Annotated in this window: 15 protein-coding genes; 12 read left to right on the top strand and 3 right to left on the bottom strand. The window is 47.4% G+C overall.

Annotated features, from left to right (window positions below; all coding sequences use genetic code 11):
• The first annotated feature begins 14 nt into the window (after nt 1-14).
• On the top strand, nt 15-1,736 hold the full coding sequence (cysI, locus tag AC50YG_RS01740; RefSeq protein WP_494824238.1) for an assimilatory sulfite reductase (NADPH) hemoprotein subunit: 1,722 nt from the start codon (nt 15-17) through the stop codon (nt 1,734-1,736).
• A 230-nt stretch (nt 1,737-1,966) separates the two neighbouring features.
• A complete protein-coding gene (locus tag AC50YG_RS01745; protein WP_494825255.1) occupies nt 1,967-3,055 on the top strand; it encodes a low temperature requirement protein A in 1,089 nt (362 codons plus the stop codon).
• A 124-nt stretch (nt 3,056-3,179) separates the two neighbouring features.
• On the opposite strand, the gene AC50YG_RS01750 is transcribed toward AC50YG_RS01745, so the two are convergent.
• Complete coding sequence (locus tag AC50YG_RS01750; RefSeq protein ID WP_494824241.1) at nt 3,180-4,406, bottom strand: epoxide hydrolase family protein; 1,227 nt, start codon at nt 4,404-4,406, stop codon at nt 3,180-3,182.
• Between the two features lie 75 nt (nt 4,407-4,481).
• Nucleotides 4,482-4,844: a MarR family transcriptional regulator gene (locus AC50YG_RS01755; RefSeq protein WP_494824243.1), complete on the bottom strand. Its 363-nt coding sequence runs from the start codon at nt 4,842-4,844 to the stop codon at nt 4,482-4,484.
• A gap of 649 nt (nt 4,845-5,493) precedes the next feature.
• On the opposite strand from AC50YG_RS01755, the gene AC50YG_RS01760 reads away from it, so the two are divergent.
• From AC50YG_RS01760 to AC50YG_RS01770, 3 genes are all read left to right on the top strand, one after another.
• Nucleotides 5,494-5,955, top strand: coding sequence for a GNAT family N-acetyltransferase (locus AC50YG_RS01760; protein WP_494824245.1), 462 nt, complete (start codon nt 5,494-5,496; stop codon nt 5,953-5,955).
• Between the two features lie 35 nt (nt 5,956-5,990).
• A complete protein-coding gene (locus AC50YG_RS01765) occupies nt 5,991-6,437 on the top strand; it encodes a GNAT family N-acetyltransferase (protein WP_494824247.1) in 447 nt (148 codons plus the stop codon).
• Nucleotides 6,438-6,643: 206 nt separating this feature from the next.
• Nucleotides 6,644-7,066: a DUF4259 domain-containing protein gene (locus tag AC50YG_RS01770; protein ID WP_473757411.1), complete on the top strand. Its 423-nt coding sequence runs from the start codon at nt 6,644-6,646 to the stop codon at nt 7,064-7,066.
• Between the two features lie 42 nt (nt 7,067-7,108).
• Here AC50YG_RS01770 and AC50YG_RS01775 read toward each other — a convergent pair whose 3' ends face one another.
• A complete protein-coding gene (locus AC50YG_RS01775) occupies nt 7,109-7,732 on the bottom strand; it encodes a hypothetical protein (RefSeq protein ID WP_494824250.1) in 624 nt (207 codons plus the stop codon).
• Nucleotides 7,733-7,889: 157 nt separating this feature from the next.
• Here AC50YG_RS01775 and AC50YG_RS01780 point away from each other — a divergent pair, with 157 nt between their 5' ends.
• The 7 genes from AC50YG_RS01780 (at nt 7,890) to AC50YG_RS01810 (ending at nt 19,333) form a co-directional block, all read left to right on the top strand.
• The gene (locus AC50YG_RS01780; protein WP_494824252.1) at nt 7,890-8,585 is read left to right on the top strand and encodes a hypothetical protein; all 696 of its coding nucleotides are present in this window, start codon (nt 7,890-7,892) and stop codon (nt 8,583-8,585) included.
• Between the two features lie 280 nt (nt 8,586-8,865).
• The gene (locus AC50YG_RS01785) at nt 8,866-9,807 is read left to right on the top strand and encodes a serine hydrolase domain-containing protein (protein WP_494824254.1); all 942 of its coding nucleotides are present in this window, start codon (nt 8,866-8,868) and stop codon (nt 9,805-9,807) included.
• Between the two features lie 323 nt (nt 9,808-10,130).
• Complete coding sequence (locus tag AC50YG_RS01790; RefSeq protein ID WP_494824256.1) at nt 10,131-14,042, top strand: NHL repeat-containing protein; 3,912 nt, start codon at nt 10,131-10,133, stop codon at nt 14,040-14,042.
• Nucleotides 14,043-14,183: 141 nt separating this feature from the next.
• Complete coding sequence (locus AC50YG_RS01795) at nt 14,184-14,744, top strand: hypothetical protein (protein WP_494824258.1); 561 nt, start codon at nt 14,184-14,186, stop codon at nt 14,742-14,744.
• Between the two features lie 34 nt (nt 14,745-14,778).
• Complete coding sequence (locus AC50YG_RS01800) at nt 14,779-16,035, top strand: hypothetical protein (protein WP_494824260.1); 1,257 nt, start codon at nt 14,779-14,781, stop codon at nt 16,033-16,035.
• A gap of 33 nt (nt 16,036-16,068) precedes the next feature.
• Nucleotides 16,069-16,788, top strand: coding sequence for a hypothetical protein (locus AC50YG_RS01805; RefSeq protein ID WP_494824262.1), 720 nt, complete (start codon nt 16,069-16,071; stop codon nt 16,786-16,788).
• A gap of 25 nt (nt 16,789-16,813) precedes the next feature.
• Complete coding sequence (locus tag AC50YG_RS01810; RefSeq protein ID WP_494824265.1) at nt 16,814-19,333, top strand: pentapeptide repeat-containing protein; 2,520 nt, start codon at nt 16,814-16,816, stop codon at nt 19,331-19,333.
• The last annotated feature ends 23 nt before the right edge of the window (nt 19,334-19,356 follow it).

Genomic DNA, 19,356 nt, shown 5'->3' on the forward strand with positions numbered 1-19,356 from the left:
AGGAGAAAGCAGCAATGGCAAATGATCAAATCGTAAAGCCTATCGGCGGCCCGCCGAGCGATGTTGAACATATTAAAATAGAGAGCAATTACTTGCGTGGAGCGCTCGTTGAGACGCTTCGCAATCCGGTTACAGGAAGCTTGCCGGAGGACGACAACCGCTTGATGAAATTCCACGGCAGCTATATGCAGGATGACCGTGATCTTCGCAATGAGCGCGAGAAGCAGAAGCTGGAGGCTGCATACCAGTTCATGCTCCGCGTCGTTGTGCCTGGTGGTGTAGCGACATCCGAGCAATGGCTGGCGATGGACGAACTGGCCCATAAGTACGGGAACGGAACGCTGCGTCTGACGACTCGTCAGGCTTTCCAAATGCACGGCGTGTTGAAATGGAATTTGAAAAAGACGATCCGTACGATCAACGACAAGCTTATGACGACGCTTGCTGCCTGTGGCGATGTTAATCGTAATGTGATGAGCAATCCTAACCCGCATTTGTCTGAGGCTCATGAGCAAGTGAATGAGTGGGCGAGACTTATTAACAATCACCTCGCGCCGCGCACGCCTGCGTATCATGAAATTTGGCTGGATGGCGAGAAGGTAGAAAGCTCGGAAGCTGCTAGCGAAGTGGAACCGATCTATGGACCGGTTTACTTGCCGCGTAAATTCAAAATTGGGATGGCCGTTCCGCCATCCAACGATGTAGATGTTTATTCTCAGGATCTGGGCTACATTGCAATTTTGGAAAAGGGCAAGCTCGTCGGCTTCAACGTAACCGTTGGCGGCGGCATGGGCATGACGCATGGCGATACGGCGACCTATCCGCAGCTTGGCCGCGTTATTGGCTTCTGTACGCCTGAGCAGACGATTGACGTTGCCGAGAAAACAGTTATGATTCAACGTGATTATGGCAATCGCTCTGTTCGTAAAAATGCCCGTTTCAAATACACGATTGACCGCCACGGTCTGGACTGGTTTGTTGACGAGCTGCACAAAAGAATGGGCTGGAAGCTGGAAGCGCCGCGCGAATTCCACTTCGACAGCAATGGCGACCGCTATGGCTGGCTTAAAGGCACAAACGGCAAATGGAACCTGACGCTGTACATTCAAAGCGGGCGGATTCAAGATGAAGGCGACTACAAGCTGATGACGGGCCTCCGTGAAATTGCGAAGATCCATACCGGAGACTTCCGCCTTTCGCCGAACCAGAATCTCGTTATTGCCAATATTACGACGCAGAAAAAACGCAAAATTTTGGAGCTGATCGAGCAATATAAGCTGACAGATGGCCTGCATTATTCTGCTTTGCGCCGCAGCTCGATTTCCTGCGTAGCGCTGCCTACCTGTGGCCTTGCGATGGCGGAAGCAGAACGGTATTTGCCGACTTTGATCGACAAGCTGGATGTGGTCATGGATGAAGCTGGTCTGCGTGACGAGTCCATCGTTATTCGCATGACAGGCTGCCCGAACGGCTGTGGCCGCCCAGCGCTGGGTGAAATTTCATTTATCGGAAAATCGCCAGGCAAATATAATATGTATTTGGGCGCAAGCTTCAACGGCGACCGTTTGAACAAGATGTACAAGGAAAATATTGATGAAACGGAAATCATCAGCACGCTGACTCCTATTATTAACCGCTTCGCGAAAGAGCGCGAGCAGGGCGAGCATTTCGGCGATTTCGTCATTCGCAATGGTTATGTGAAGGCTACGACGTCGGGGCTTAATTTCCACGACTAGAGGCTCCGCTGTAGGGTATAACAGGCGAGCTTGGAAAAGGCAGATCATACGCTTGCCAGCTGCTCTATTTTTCTCAAAACGATAGATAGGAAATAAGGTCTGGGGCATTGGCTCCAGGCCTTATTTCGCATATTGCCTATTGAGCGGCTGATGCTTATAATAATTGAGTTGATGTAGAGATAGAGAATGCAATTGGACGTATGTAAAGAGAGGAGCACGTCATAGCGATGATGCCGGAAAAAAAAGTAACGTGGCTGGAGCTGTTTTATGATTTATTGTTTGTCGCGGCCGTCTCCAAGGCCACACATGTGCTGCTTCATGTCGAGCATAGCAGCATTACTTGGGAGCATTTATCCAAATTCATCTTGATTTTTGTGCCGATTTGGTGGGCATGGGTTGGACAGACGATGTACAACAATCGTTTTGGACAGGATACGCTGAAGCACCGATTATTTATCGTGGTGCAAATGTTTTTCGTCCTTATTATGACAGCAAGCTTGAATGTTGATTTTGACGCGTATTATGTGCCCTTTTTTATTGGTTATATCGGGCTTCGGATTATAACGACCGTGCAATATTTGCTGACGGCACGTTCAGAGGTGCTGCATAAGCTGCAAACCGCACGCTTCTTCGGTACTTATTTTTGGCTGGGGATAGCGGTATCGTCATGTTCCTTGTTTTTTGATTCGTGGCTGCGTTACGCGATTTTGTATGCGGGCATTATTTTGGACATCATCGTTCCGTTAATTGGCCGCAAGCATCTCGTTGTCACGCCGATCCATACCCCTCATTTACTGGAGCGTTTTTCGCTGTTTACGCTGATTTTGCTGGGGGAATCGGTTGTTAGCCTGCTTTCGATTTTGGATGCCGGAGATATGAGCTTTACTTCTATTGCATTCGTTGCACTCTCCTTTATTCTCGTCATTGCGATTTGGTGGCAATATTTCGAGAACATGGAGAAAAATGTGGATAAAACGAAGCGAACGGCGGGGCAGACGATTATTTACGGTCATTTGTTTATCTATTTATCGCTTTGCATGATCGCTGCTTCGATTCAGCTGGTATTTTTGAACAAACTGGAATATGGCTTTATGCTTGGATTTGTTTTTGGCTCTGTGCTCATTTATTTTCTGTCGGTTATGTGCGTGTTATACAGCTACCGTTTTGAGCATTTGCGTCCAACCGTGAAGCATATTGCGCTGCTGTTGCTGCTGCTGCTTGTTATATTCAGCGTGAACTTGCTCGTTGTAGTGCCGCCGACGGTCGTGCTGCTGGAGCTTGTGCTGTTCTTTATCGTATTTGCCAAAACAACGGCTTAGCTTTCAAAGGATAAAGGGTTCTACATATTATGCATGACTAATATGTAGAACCCTTTATGTTTAATTATCGTAAACGACCAAAAAACCGCGATTCTTTATTGAAAGCTCGATCCTGTTGAAGCTTTTATCGACGTCCTCGGAAGGTGCGGCGTAAATCCTCAACCCACTTGTCAGGAACTTCCCAAGGGATGAAGTGTCCACCATGTTCGTGGGCTGTGATGTTGACATGTTTATACCAAGGAGCCCGATCGCTGTCGAGAAAATTCGATACGCGATTTTCAGTCGTGATACCCGGCGGATTTTCGTAGCCCACAAAGGTGATACCGGTTGGTGCTTCAATGACAGGTGAGCGACTATGATCAGGTGTCCATGGATAGCGGTTATTGTTCGCATAGACGCGCATTGAGGTTTCGATGGCGTTGTTGACCCAGAAGATTGTTGCGTGTGTAAGGATGTCGTCCTTTGTAAAGACATTCTCGACGTTGCCGTTATTGTCACTCCATTTGGTCCATCGTTCCAAGATCCATGCGAGCATTCCAACTGGCGAGTCGCTCAGTCCGTAGGCGAGTGTGCTGGGATCAAGAACGTGAACGGCGAGATGCGATGCGAAACGGCTATCAAACTCCAAAATCTGCGATTTGATTTTCTCAGTGATGTTGTCGGGAATGGGACGGCCTCCGGCGAAATCCCAAGCGCGATCTCCGTTAAAGAAGCTCAGTTTTAGAGCAGACCCGATATGAATGGCGTAGAGCTCGTCACTATATTTGTGTCCCAGTTGACCGGTCACGAGAGCACCTACATCGCATCCCCCTGCCGCGTATTTCGCATAGCCGAGAGTATCGGTCATGAGCGTATGCCAGAGATCGGCAATTTTCCAAAAGTTCATGTCTGGATGGTTTGGCAGTGGCGTCGAGAATCCAAACCCAGGAAGGGAGGGCACGATTACGTCGAATGCTTCAGCCGGGTCACCCCCGAATGCGCCAGGGTCTGCTAGTGGATCAATGACTTTGGACCAATGCCAGAACGTCCAAGGCCAGCCATGGGAAAGGATCAATGGGACAGGATTAGGCCCCACGCCAGGTTTACGCATAAAGTGCACAGGAACTCCGTCAACATTTACTTTATAGTGTTCGTAGGCGTTGATTGCCTTCTCGGATTTGCGCCAGTCAAACTCGTTAATCCAGTAGTCGACGAGTTTCTCAAGGTAGTTTCGACTAACACCGTAAAACCAGTCATCATTACCGGCATCCAGAGGCCATCTGGTAGACTTTAAACGATTTTGAAGATCAGCAAGTAGCTCATCTGATACGTAGATCGGACTCGTTTCAAGCACGAAAGGAACTGTTGTCATAAGTGTTCCTCCTTGTATTCGTTTGTTTCGTCCGTCACTCGGGTATGAACAATGGAAATGCAACCGCGACTGAGACTACGAATCGGTTCCCAGTTCGACCAAACGCCTCAATGCGGGAATGGCGGATGCAATTGCCCGTTTTTCCTCCTCGGTAAGCCCTTCACTGAATTTCGAGAGCTTCGTCATGCGATTCAAACGACGAGAATCAATAATATTTGCCCCCAGCGCGGTAATATGCACTTGAACGACTCGGCCATCATTCGGATCTGGCCGGCGCTCGACGAGCCCGTCTCGTTCAAGGCGGGTCACCAACTGTGTGATTGCCGACTGCGTAACTTGCTCATTAACTGTCAACTCAGTAAGCCGCATCGGACTCTTGAGGGACAACGTGTGCAGGACGGAAAGTGTAGTGAAGCTTAGCTTTTCAATTGACGGCAACCGAATGAAAATCCTCGTTAAATCTTCGAACACCATAGCGAAGTCGCTAACGTTCAACTCAGTCAGGTTATTTTTAGGTTTCATGAATAAAACTATATCACAAATTTATATAAGTTTCTAATGTAAATTTAGTTGGCCAAGACTCCAAACCAGCATAAAGACGTTGGTTCACGACCCCATTTCAACGAAATCATGTTCTCTCCTTGTGTCACTAACCTCCGTTAACTCAATCTAGCAAATTAACTAATTCGCAAACCTGTTCAAATAACACTTGGATGAGAAACTGATCTCTGATGTTTGTTGTTGCGTTTAGCATTTGCTGCACTAGTTCGTTTGATAGTACCAAAATTAATTGTTTACGCTCGATTCTTAACCTCTTTACGCCTCCCGCTATGGGCTACGCCCTACACAAATAGAATCGTATGTTGCATATAATCTTTACATTATATAAATTGTAAACAGTAACTTCGATTCCTAAATAATGAATCTATTATATATAAAAATAGTGTAATTAATAAAAATAAAGTGTTAGACTAGGAAAATAAAGGACTAGACTGTCGAGGGCATTGAACCAACTAACCACACCCTAATTCGCCAGCGTACCACAATTGTTTCAAAAAAAATGGATTATCGATTATGAGGAGAAGACATGGAGCAAATCATTATCCAACCAGTGACCACCCAAAATTGGGAAGAAGCGATTGAGATTTCTGTCAGTGAGGAACAGAGGGACTTCGTTCCATCAGTGATTCAGTCGCTCGCCTATGCCTATATCAAACCGTGGGATGAAGCGTTAGACCCGTTTGTCCAATCCATAAATGGAAAAATCATTGGGTTCTTTTATATTTCGTACACGCCCCACAGTTCTGATAATTATTGGATCGGCGGATTTCAAATTGACCAAAAGCACCAACGGAAAGGCTATGGAAAAAAAGCAATGGTTCAAATCATTAATTTTATTAAGGAAAATCATTCGAATTGCAGGTTAATTTCCTTAACTGTGGCACAAGAGAATCTTATTGCACAAAATTTGTATGAGGGAATAGGTTTTATCAGAGGACACCGTTCGAACCAGGATGGGGAGATTATCTATACCATGCAACTCAACTGAACGGTATTCATTTCATAATGGAGGTCGTGTACTCTTTGGCTATTATTAAATTACATAAGATTATAAAAGAGTTCGAAAGCGAGTGTACCCAATTAAGCGTGAGCAGCCAACAGATAGACTTGGTTGCAAGTAATGAGGATTCACTATTACATGCAGCAAATGAACCTACATCTGTTCCATACGGCATTTTTTCTGAAGGAATAATGGTCGGGTTTATACTTTTTGATAATGAAATATATAAAGACGGTTATTATTGGATTCTGAGATTTATGATTGACGAGAGATTTCAGAGAAAGGGTTATGGAAAAGCGGCGATTGAAGAAGTAATTAAGATGCTTAGTGCCAAGGTGGACTGTAAACAAATCAGGGTATCACATATCCCACACAATATAACCGCAAATAAACTCTATAAGGATTTAGGGTTCGTAGAAACGGGAGAGTTGGAAGGAAACGGGGATATTATTTTGGTTTATTTTATGTGAGATGTTTGTCTCCCTGTTGCTGGAACTTAGAAGCAATTGCCCGAGTGCAAAATAGATGATTAACGCTGGTTGTATCCACCTTTTGTGATAGATATATATGCCTATTTTCTCAGACCGGGGCTACAGAATGTTGCTTAAGGATCATTAAACGAAATTCCAATTCATGTTAAAATAATAGAATTACAAATAGAAAGGTGCGTAATACGATGGGATCATGGGGAACAGCATCGTTGGAAAGCGATGAAGGACTTGATGTACTTGATGCTTTAAGCAAATTTGCAGTGGACCGCCAGTCTTTTAAGTTGAAGGAGCTTTTAGCTCATTATAGAGAGCTCGGATTCCTTGCGGAAGATCCGGAAGAGGAGGATTTCCTTTATGATAATTCAGCTATTGCTCTAGCTGAAATTGTGTGCGCCTATATCGAAAACGGCAAGACGCAATACGAGGCTCTGAGTGGTTTGAAGGAGATCGTCTGGGAAACGGAGGATCTGCTCGAGTTGAAACAATTGGTTCAGCAGGTGCTGGATAATAAAGGCGGAGAACGCGAGCTGTATGAACTACGGGATGGAGATCCGGACTGGATTAACCATATGGGAAATGTAGTTCGTATTTTATCAGAGCAGGTTTAAATTGTGAAAAAAACGGCTGCAGCCGCATTAAGCGATTGCAGCCTATTTGCTGTTCATCATCAGCTTATATTTTGTGAAAATCCAAGAGTTAACCATATCAGTCATCGCATGATGGCTTATGCGCACAGGTGGCTTTTGCTCTTGCAAAGCATCTGCTGTTGCTGCATGTACCGAAAAACGAAGCGGTTTTGTCATTTTTTTAATATCTTTTGTGATTTCATCAAAAAACGCATAAGCTAACGGCTGATGCTCCCGAATATCCTCATAAATATAATAGTTTCCTTGTTCATCCTCCACATTGATTTGAAAGCCTTTTGGAAAGGAAAGCATGATGCACGGCAACTCATCCTCTGCCCATTGTCCGTAATAGGGAAAAGGGATACCTTCATTTCTCGCAAAAAACCCCGTGCTTTCATGATCAGACTTAACAGAGATGGAATAAACAAAGAAAGGATGATAATCCATTCTTTTTTCCTCTGCCGTAAAATACTTATAAAATGCTTCATAAGCGGTATACACCTGATCGTAATCATGCTTCGTTTGGGCATAATCGGTACGATGGAACTGCACTTGCATATGTTCAAAAAGCTTCAGAATGCTTTTAAACTCTTCGGGTGTTATGAAAAATTTAAGTTTATAAAATCCGCTGTTTTTTAATTTGTCCATTTCTTTCCTCTCACCGCCCAATATTGACTCCATTTATATTATCACATTTTAACAAATTGACTCCACATTCTACCTACTCTTCACCTCCTTTTTTGTAAATTAATATAAAAAACACAAAAGAAGCCCGTCTGCCAGACAGTTGGCGCAATCCGATATTGTGAACCATTCGGCTAAATATTTTGGAACCGTTCAAATTAATGATTCGCTGAATCGCCTTCTCACAGATCAACCTGCGGAGGTGAAGGAAGCTGTTTACAGCATCATTCAATCCAATATCATTACAGACATTCCTGGAGATGAGGAAAGAACAGTCTTATTAGAACTGGGACTTACTCAAGCTAAGTATATCGCGGACAACTACATGAAGGATGATGAAGCTGCGGAATTTATGAATACGATTCGTCAAATCGGCATCATCTCCAAAACGAGAACGGTAGACCCTGAAACGAATGAATTCCATTACGAAACCCCGCCGCAAAGGCCTATTGGGGCTCCGGATGATTATATCGATTTGAACGATATGATGAAAAAATTCGAGCCGAATACGCTGGACAAGCTGCAAGAAGCTATTGTGAACGGTAAAGACTGGAACAGCATCTTGCAAACCTTCGCTAAGAAAGCGTCGACAAATACGGATTGGATGAAGGCATACAGAGAGGAAGCTGCCAAGCCGATTGGGGACAGTGTCGGTGAGAACAGATTCGAGAGGGCCTCTACTGCCAGCTTGACTGCTTTTGTCCAAGATATCAAGGACATCGCTGCCAATGCCGGATTTGAAAATACGAGGTTCATTAAAGACAATATAGAGGCTTTTATGCGAACGTTGGAAAGCGCAAGGTCTTTTCAGCCTTAAAAGTATCGAGTGAAAAAATACCCGCCTGCCGCTGCTTGGGCGAATTCTAATCAGGGCATGCGGGTATTTTTCTAACGTTTAAATGGTTGCCCTACTAACCAGTATTTTGCTTTTATCTATAACATAAGCTTAACCAGTACACGTTATAAATTAGCATGGGAAGGAGCTGACCTCCATAAAGAAACGATTGCACAAGCAGCTTGAGGACATTCTTGTCTCTTCTGTAGATAATAAAAACATATTTGGGACGGTCCTTAGAATAGAATCAGGAAATAAACAGTTGATATGGACCGGAGCGGCTGGCGATATGAGTCCAGGCAACCCGTTCTTTATCGCGAGCACAACCAAGCTTTATGTAACGGCATCCATATTAAAGCTGAGAGAGCTGGGGAAAATCCAGCTGACTGACAAAATAAGCTGTTACCTAGACACGGAGATTCTTTCGGGAATCCATCACTACCAAGGCACCGAATATTCTTACGACATTACGATTGGACAATTGATGGCCCATACTTCGGGGCTGCCCGATTACTTTGAACAAGAAAGGAAAATCAGTAAGAGTCTAAAGGTTGAACTACTCGCTGGACATGATCATGCATGGTCGTTCGAGACGGTGATGGAGGACGTAAAGCAAATGAAGCCACACTTCCCGCCTGGTAAGAAGGGCAAGGCATTATATTCCGATACCAACTATCAATTGCTTGGCAAGATTATCGAGAACGTAATGAATAACAATTTAGAAGATGTTTTCAAGTCGTTCATTTATGAGCCCTTGGCTTTATCTAAAACCTACCTCTATAGAAACAACCACGATCAAACTCCCAAGCCACTTTATTATAGAAAATCGTCCTTGCATATACCAGAGGCCATGGCATCCTTCGGCCCAGATGGGGGGATTGTCTCTACTGCAGACGAGCTGATGCGGTTTCTGAGGGCTTTTTTTGAAGGTGAATTATTTCCTAAACCATATTTGAGTGAGCTATATGTTTGGAATAAAATCTTTTTTCCGTTACAGTACGGCATTGGAATCGCGAAATTTAAGCTTCCTAGGTTTTTCTCGCCGCTGCGATCAATGCCAGAGTTAATCGGACATTCCGGTTTATCGGGGGCTTTTGCGTATTATTGTCCAGAGAGGGATTTGTATTTATCAGGTACGGTCAATCAGGTTTCCAATCCGAGCTTGTCCTATAGGCTGATGCTTCGAGTATTGCAGTCCATGTAAATATAAACGCTTCTGGAGCGGAAAGCATGAAGGGCTGTCTTTTTTTTGCGCCTTTCTGAGTATGGGTTGAACTATAGTAAAGATTGAATTATAGCGAAAAATTTACAAATCTATTTTTTATATTTTATTCCAAAATTCGATATAATTTGATATAATATCCCTTGCGAATAGATAAGAGACTCTCCTTCCTAGTACCTGAAATACTCTTCCACGAAGAAGGCGGATGTCAGTATTCGCACCCCAATTTCATAACAACATGGCACAGTCAGATTAGAAATGCTGGTTTTTTGGAAATAACTAATTTTTCAGAGGAGACTGAAGCCATGAACAAAACTCTGCATTTTGAGCTCGTATCTAATTCTACGGAGGTACCGCTCACCTTGCATATCGGGCAGAAGAAGTATGCGCTGAACAATCATACGCCGCAAACGCTGCTCGATTCGACTAGGACCAATAGTGCGCTGGCACTAATACCTGAACAGCAGAGACAGAAATTCACTCATTTTGTTGAACTATCCGAGTCTGTGTTCCAAAGTGATCGTCTAACCCGCATCCGTGTAACCTCTCCTGATCACGATCCGAATGTATACCTCCCCAAGCTGCATCATGTTTCCTTTCACATTCCGAAAGTACACAGAGTCAATCACATAAAGAGCAAGCTTGCCACGAACTCGCTGCACTTACATCCCAAGCTGACAAGTCTTGGAGTCGCCCAGCCTCACACATTTGATGCCCTTCAGGTCAACCTTGATGCGGAAGATTTGTTAAGCCCATGGGATATTGCAACATCGATTTTGTTCCACTATCCGGAGCTATCCTCCAATAAGCCTTATACAGCGAATATCGTGATGAACGATCACATCGCACCACCTCAAAATATTAATCCTACCCAATATAACCAAGTGTACAATCTAGCAACAATCATTAGCAAACAGGGTCCTGCATCCTCAACTGGCGGCTGGGCTAAAATTACAAATTCGGTTGACCAGAACGGCACTCCGCTTACTTATGGCTATGACATGGGTACGCATAAGGCGGGGGATGCGATCCTCATTTACAGCTGGTCAGATTTAACCGTACAAAATGCAACCTCCCCAATGACTGGCGCCATGCAAAGTGCAAGCAACGACAATTCGCTTCAAAATCAAACATGGACGGTCAATCAGGGCAAAACGGCCTACCAGCAGGATGGAGACTCCACAACGGGCTCGCTGCAAAAATCGTTCTCGTCATCCCGTGCAACACTCGAGGCTGTCGGAGACCCGTCGTTCAAATGGACAGTTAAAGAGGAGACTCCGCATCACGGGCTTGGCGTTTATGCCGATACGATTTCCTTTAGCGATAAAGGCAATTTTTCCATACAAGTGAAAAATACTTATTTGCGCACATTGACTGCGTATGCGGAGTTTTTCAATGAGAACGGGGATGCGATCTCCAACCCGTCAGGCTGGGTAGATCAACTGCCATCCTCGATTTCCAGCTGGTTCGAGACGGACAAGAAGAAGTTTATCTCTAGCGTATCCGCCGTCAATACGATTCTTGGCATCCCTATGCCAACGGATCCAACGACGCTTTCGTTCGTTTTTCCAGAGGATGCCACGCAGCTTAAGCTGCTCTTTGGGGGTCTAGGCACCTCAAAATGGGATGGAGATGTCGATCCATCAGGCGCCATTCTTACAGGTATATTTCAATACGGTATTCCTTCGATATTCCTTATCGCTGGTGCAGCCATTACGAGCACCAAGTGGTTTAAGGACTTCGTGTCTGAAACCGAAAATATCGTGGCGGCCCTTGCGGTTGCATTTCCAATTGTCGGCGGTGGCGTAACAACGGCTGCAGCCTTAACCAATGTGAAATCCGTACTAATCAGCTTTGCGGACGCTATGGCTGGAATCCTGCTCGCTAAAGGGCTGGAGAAGCTGGCGCTTTATATTACAGGTCAGATCACGGTTGCGGAGCTGGAGGACGAGGTACCGTTTGTCGGCTGGGCGCTTCGGGCGGCCAACATGGCGATCGACTTTGCGGAAATGGCGGTTACGACTGGAGAAGTTCTGTCCTCGCCAGCTACGCTTTCCATTGACATTTGCCGTACGATGGATCTGAATTTTAAGCTGCATCCAGATCCAGCCCATGGCGAGCCGGGAAATCTAGAAACAGCGGTTTGGCCTGCCGTGTCTGACCATTATCAGGTGACGGTGCAGTACAAAGGGGGCACGAACTTCGTACTTAGCGGCAAGATGCCTGCTACAACATCAAACACGCCGCTGCTGCTGACCTTCGCAGATCTGCCTGTCGGCGGGAGCATCCAGATTACTGCTGGCATCTACTCAGCCAACGGCTGGCTATGCGGCAAATACCAGAGCGATTGGATGGACGCCTTCCCAAGCAGCGGCTCCTCTTCACTTTCACTCGATGAGAATATTACAGAAATTCTAGTGCCGCTTACTCAGGATACACAGTACAACTACAAAGAGAAAATCGTATACGACCAAAACTCGGGCAAGCATGTGTGGCATGCCGGTGATCTGCCGACGGCCACACTATCCAGTCTGGACTGCAGCAGCGGTGGCCATTATATTTGCAAACCGGTCGATATTACGCTGAATGACCAAGCTTACCAGATTGGCTATGTATGGAGCGCCTCGGGTCAGAGTTATATGGCTCAGAACGTCTCGGTGCTGGCCGATCCGCAGTCGCGCTACAAGTCATCCGAGGTTCAATTCACGGTGCAGCCTTACATCGCCTATGACCAATTTGGCCTTCAGCCAGATGGTAGCGGGCAGGAGACTGTTAGCTTGAACAACTTCATTCTCGATACCCGGAACAGCCAAATGAATTTGCGTCAGGTTAACCTGATGGACGGTGAAAGCGGATTCGGTTTGAATGACCCGAATTTGAAGAGCTGGGGACGGTTCAACCTGTCTAATATCGACGCGATGGTCGTTCATCCGGATGGAGCGGTCATTGCCGTCAGCTGGAAAGACAGCAAGATGGAAATTCTTCAAATTCCAGACGCGCCGACCGACGATGCGCATGCGCCTGACGCTCAGATGGTATCCGGGCTTGGAGTTCGCCAAGGGCTGCTGCAAGGGCCGAAATCTATCTCTGTAACACCAGACGGTCGTGTGCTTATTCTGGAAACGCTTAATAAGCGGATTCAATCTTTCGATACGAAAGGAAATCCGGTTTCCAGCTTCCTGGGGGATAAGCTGTTCACACTTGAGGCTTCGGTCTATGCGTCAGACCTGGATAATGGCATATTCTCAGAGGCGCTGCAGCTTCAGTTCCAGGAAAACGGCCTAACGCATATTTTTGATCTGGATGAATCGCTGATTGAAAGTCTGAATCAAGGCCAGCTCACAGACAGCATCATTAATGCGTTTGCTGTCCAAGGTGTGTTCCTGACCTACGAAAGCGATCAAATGAGCAATCATGCGGTCAGCACATACATCACCGTCATAACATCTGGCGAGGCTTGGACGATCACCGACCCGAACAAGAACGCAGTCTACAACATTAAGAAAAACGACCTGGTTCTCAACGTATTCGATGTGCTGAACAATGTAACCGTTGATGTCCGCGCGAAGGGCAGCATCTGGGTGGTAGAGGATTGGAACGGTGCGCAATCGTACTACATCTCCACCGATGCGGCGAGCAGCCAGACTCTTAATGTCAGCCGCTATTTGTCCTTCATGCTGCTTTATAATCCTGAAAACCGCACTGACATCACGTATTTGGACGTAGCGGTCGAAGCGAAAGGCTATCTCTACGTGCTTTCTTATGTAGCTGGAGGCAAGGAGCCCAGCGATTACTTTTTGGACATCTATAACCCGGACGGCACGTTCCTTGTCCGTACACCGGATTCGAAATTACAGCCGACGAGTCCGCAATTTATCAGCGCAGCGAAGCTTGTCGTTGACGTATGGCGCAATGTCTATACGCTGAACTACGAGCCAATTATAGGCCCGAACAACATGACGGAACCATCGATCAGTCATTGGATTCCGACTCCGCCGCTGTTCGATTTGCCGCTCAGCGACCAGCCGAACTTCGATAATGCCAATGTTGCGGCGGTTCAGGCTGCTTTCTCAGCTAACGGTATTACGCTGGCGAACCCGACTACGATCAAAACGATAAATTCAAGCGGCTACTGGAAGGTATCCGATTCGACACAGACGTATGATGTCATCCGCAGCGGTGCGAATCTGGAGGTCTATTCCATTCCAGTCACTTAAGGAGCAGCCTTCGAATCAATAGCAGCCATGAAGGAATACAAGAGTATGTGATGCAGCTTAAGCGTCATACAAACCTACACCCTGTAGCTGTATGGCGCTGGAACTGCAAACCGGACAGGTAGAGGAAACGGAGGAACGAACATGGGCGATCTATTCAGCCAAACGCTGCAGCTTCTCGGGTTGACCGAAGCGGATGCAAGCAAAGATACACTTACTACAGGGAATAAGTCAGGGCCAACCTATTTATCTACTCGGCCGGATTTTGAATCCGCGCTGGCAGCCAAGAAGATTACGGTTAAAAGTTTAGAGCAGCTGCAGTCGATAATCGGAACCAACGATTCAAGCAGCAGTGAGCTTGACATTCCTGAGCCGTGGCCGGCAAGCAAATCCGGCTTGAAGACCCAGGATCTTACCGAGCTGGATGAGCGGCAGCTTTATGACGCGCTTCGCGCCTGCCTGGCTGGCCGGCAAAACGAGGTGCAGAGCTACAGCGAAATTTTAAATGCACGGTACTTTCCAATGAATCTAAGCGTGTTCACTGCTCAGAATATTGTTGTTTCCGCTGGAAGCCCGCTTATTATTTCCCCTCAAGGACATGATCCAGTGTCGGTCACATGCGATACGCTGACGCTTGAGCAAGGCGGTCAAATCATTTGCGAAGCACCGGTTATTTTCACCTGCAATACGTTCATTAAAAACTAACGGGCACCCCCGATAACCTAGGAGGAACTATACAATGCTGACTGCACAAGATATCCGCAATCAATTTATGGCGAAATTTAATTTGACCGATGAGATTATTCAAAAAGGAACGCTTACAACGAGCGGAGGCGGCACGTATATCTCGGCTAATCCAAGCCATGACACCGCAATTAAACCTTTATATGTAACGATTGAATCGATTGATGATTTCAAGTCATTTGGTGGGAACTCCGACGAGCATTATGCGAGCAATCTGCTTCAAGAGCATCATGAAGCACTCGCTGAATGGGATGCAAGCAACAACCATAAGACTTACTCGGAGCTGTCTGTACTGGAAAAATCAGCCGTCTGCAATGCCTATCAGACTTATATCTACGGCAACTCGAAAAACGTCCAATCTTATAAAGAGGTGCTGCAAAAGCATTTCTTCCCGGCACAGCTTGCTGTCTGCGCAGGTCAAGATATCGTTGTCACACCAGGCAATCCACTTATTCTAGCTGGCGATGGCGACAATCCAATTACCTATAGCTTTAACACCATTACGATTCAGCCGGGCGGGCAAATTATTAACCAAGCAAATGCCACTTTGCTTGTCGATACGCTTATTCAGGAAGAGGGCGGCGCCATGCTTGCGGATGCACCGCCGACTAACAACTTTGTAAGCATCGGAGCTGACGGACAAAGCGGGGCTCCAGGCGGCAACGCTGGCAACGGAAATCCTGGTAGTCAGGGCAGTGCAGGCTCTGACGGTAAAAATTCCTGTGACATACAAGCAGGACAAGGCGGCACAGGTGGAACGGGCAATCCGGGCACGCAAGGCGGCAACGGCTCTCGCGGCTCTGACTCTCAAGTCGTTAAAGCTACTCTAACTGTTGTGCAAGGGCCGATCTTGCTCATGTCTTGCGGCGGGAATGGCGGTGCTGGCGGCGTTGGCGGCAATGCTGGCGCTGGCGGTGTAGGCGGTAATGGTGGCAGCTCGACCTCTCATTGCTCAGCCGGCGCGCAAGGTAAAGGAGGTCAAGGCGGTAACGGTGCTAACGGCGGTAGCGGCGGTGATTCGGGCAATGGCCAAAATATTTATTGTACGTATCAATCGCTAGGACCTAATGGCTCTATCTCCCTTGGCGTTCCGACGAAAGGGCAAGGCGGCCAAGGCGGAGCAGCAGGAAACGGCGGCAACGGTGGACAAGGTAATCCGAACGGCGGTGGCGGTACAGCGGGATCACCAGGGGCAAATGGCAAAAACGGCACGAGCGGAACGGTCTATATCAACAACGTCCCTCAGCAATAATCGCTACTTATTATAGAAGGAGGTCAGCAGATCATGAGCGCAAGCTACGATATTGTCATTCAAGGCGCAACCGGAATCAATGGAGCGAATGGCACGCAGGGCGAGAGTGCCGCCACAAGCGGCAGCAACGGCATGAACGGGACGTATAACAAAAAGGATACACCGCATTGTACCAGTGCTACGAATGGTCAGCAAGGCCAGAATGCGGTATCCTCGGGTCAAAATGGCGAGCAGGGCAGCGCAGGCGCCTCAGCCTCCGCTTTCTTTTTGAAGTGCCAATCCATTGTTTCTCAGAGCCCGATTACGATCTTTAGCGCAGGTGGTGCAGGCGGTAATGGCGGTAGTGGTGGCAACGGCGGCAATGGCAGCAATGGCGGCAACGCCGGCCAGCAGAATGCGAAATGCTCCAGCTCCATCCCCCCAGCAATGGGTGGAAATGGCGGAAACGGCAGCAATGGCGGAAGCGGGGGGAATGGCGGAAATGGCGGAAACGGCGGCGATATTACCGTCACTTATGTGAGCGCCTCACTTAACGTGCCGTTTATCGCCCAATCAAACGGTGCTATTGGCGGGCAAGGAGGCAGTGCGGGCTTTGCAGGCGTTGGGGGCGTAGGAGGAGTGAATGGCACGGCACCGGGGCAAAACCCGTCCAATGCGGTTAATGGTGCTTCCGGAACGAACGGAGCACCTGGCGTGAACGGAAATTCAGGAATTAACGGCAGCGTCTCCATCAAGGAAGCCAGTCAAATTTAATTAACAATCGGCGGGGGGAATACGAATGTCCTCGACCATGATGACATTTATCGGAAAATGGATATTCAGCGATACAGCTGGAAGCACATCTATTAGCCTGGATGGCTCTACCTCTCAACTGGTGGCCGTCCAGGCTTCCGCCGTCTCTCCTGACCAGCGCTTCAACGCTTATGGGGATATCGGCACCGGTTTTTGGCTCCAGGCCAATAATGGCAAATATGTTGTCTATGCTGGAAGCAGCTATGCGGCAACAGAGGATCGGAGCGGGGCTCCTGCACGGTTTACATTAGTTTCAAGCGGCGATGCTGTCTTGCTAGTCGAGCAAGTATCGGGCACACAGTATGACGTCAATATGAGCGGAGGCACGATTAGCAGAGTAGCGGTCGACAATCCGCCAGCGACGGCTTTATTCCATCAGCAGTCAATCACACCGGGGCTGGTGCAAATTCAGCAGGCCTCGGTTATTCATTCGGCCGATTTGTCATGGGCTTATTTAGCTAAAGCTGACCTCAGCCAAATTGATTTTTCCGGCTCCAATCTTAGCGGTGCAAATTTAGACTCCTGCAACTTGTTTGAAGCGACATTCCAAGGACCAGATACGATTATTTCGAATTCGAGCTTTGCGAGCGCGTCAATGAGCTACGCCATTCTGGATAAATGTACGGCTTTGAACGTCGATTTCAGCAATGCCACTATGAAATTTGTGTCGCTTTCCGATGCGAGCCTGGCTGGCTGTGATTTTACATCTGCCAACCTGTCTAGTGCTTCTGTAGACGGTGTTGACCTGACAGGAGCATGCTTGGCAGGTGCAAACCTTTATGGTACGGTGCTCATTCATTCTAACCTGACGAAAGCCGACCTGACCGGTGCCAATCTGCTGCTGGCGAATCTGGACAGCATTCAAATTCCCGGTGCAACGTTGACGAATTCGACACTAAACAACCAGGATTTGACGACAGCGACCATCGATTCCCAAACGAACTTTACGGGAGCTAGCATGCAAAAGGTTCGCCTCAACAATTGTTCGTTAAAGAACGTAACCTTCACGCATGCGGATTTGACGGGTGCGCTGCTGGATGGCAGCAATCTGATTGGCGCTGATCTCAGCTTCGCGACACTGACCAATGCTTCCCTGCAAAATGGAGTCGCCCTGTTCAGCGCTTCCTTATCCAATGCAACGCTGACTGGCGCAAACTTGACGGGTGCGCAGCTTGGAGCCAAGCAGGAAGCGTTTACGCTAAGCACCTCGCTCATTTCCGATTTGAACGGCGGCGCTGTCACATCTGCGATCAGTCAGGCTTTTCAGAATGCAGGGTATCCGCTTTCGAACGCAGCGACCATCACGGTCCGCATTCCGAGCCAGAACTGGGTCATCACCGATAACAATACGGTATATACCATTACGAACGGCGGAGCTGTGCTGAACGTATGGCTGTATGTATCAAGCAATGATGCTGCCGTTCTAGCGGGGGCCTATATGCCTAATGCCATTTTTACCGATGCGAATCTGTATGCGGTCAATATGTCAGGCGTCAATTGGTACGGAAACTCGGCAAAAGCGGATAACGCCGATTTGGAGGAAGCTGATCTCGCCAATGCCAATCTCGGCAGCATGGATTTCTCGCAGGCCCGGATGTACGGCTGCAATCTCGATTCAGCCAATCTAATTGGAACGACGATGAACGGCACGTATTTGACGCCGTCGATTAACAAGAAGCAGGCTTCGCTGGCTTTTGCCAATATTCAAGGGGCAATCTTCCAGCAGGCACAGCTGCAGAATGCAGTATTAACGAATGCAGCGGTATCGCTAAACGAAGGTCCGTTCTTTACGCTGCCTTCATCGTATGCGGTCGATCTGGACAACCAGACGATATCTGCTGCGCTGCGCAGCCAGTTCCAAACCAACCATTATCCGCTGGATCCGGCGGCAACTGTAACAGCTGTAACGCTGGGCAGCAACTGGACGATTAAAAATGCATCTAATCCGATTTATCCGATCTATTCAATAATCAAAATAGACGCGCAGTTATACGTATCCGGCGGTCCGATCGGTGTTCATTTGTTTAATTTGCCACAGTCCATGAGCAAAGAGCTTAATTCGAAAAATTTAGCCTCTGACATTCAAAGCGCTTTCAGCAGCGCAGGATATCCGCTCGTCTCCACTGCAAGCATCGACCAAGTCATCATCCCGGGCAGCAAATGGCATTTGAGCAATATCAGCACAGGTACTTCTCAATTACAGCAGGGCTATGTGGAATTTTATATTATTGCAAACGCTGATCAAACGCTGCATGTATACGGATCGGTGCTGATGGTGATTCGTTCTGATGACACCCATACGATGGAACAGGTTCGAATCGTGCTCGCTGCGACACAGATGACTCAGGATGTTATGGACGGTACGACGACATGTCCTAATGGGCAAAAGCTGAAGCAGTATTTGAACCAGCTGCCTCCACAGCACATCACATGGGAGCAGATGATGACGGCTGCTGCGCCGCCTAAGCCGCCGGCCTGTGTGCCGGACCCGTTTCATTGGTGCTGATAAACCTATATCAAGGAGGTTAT

Source organism: Paenibacillus sp. J31R34 (assembly GCF_059383715.1).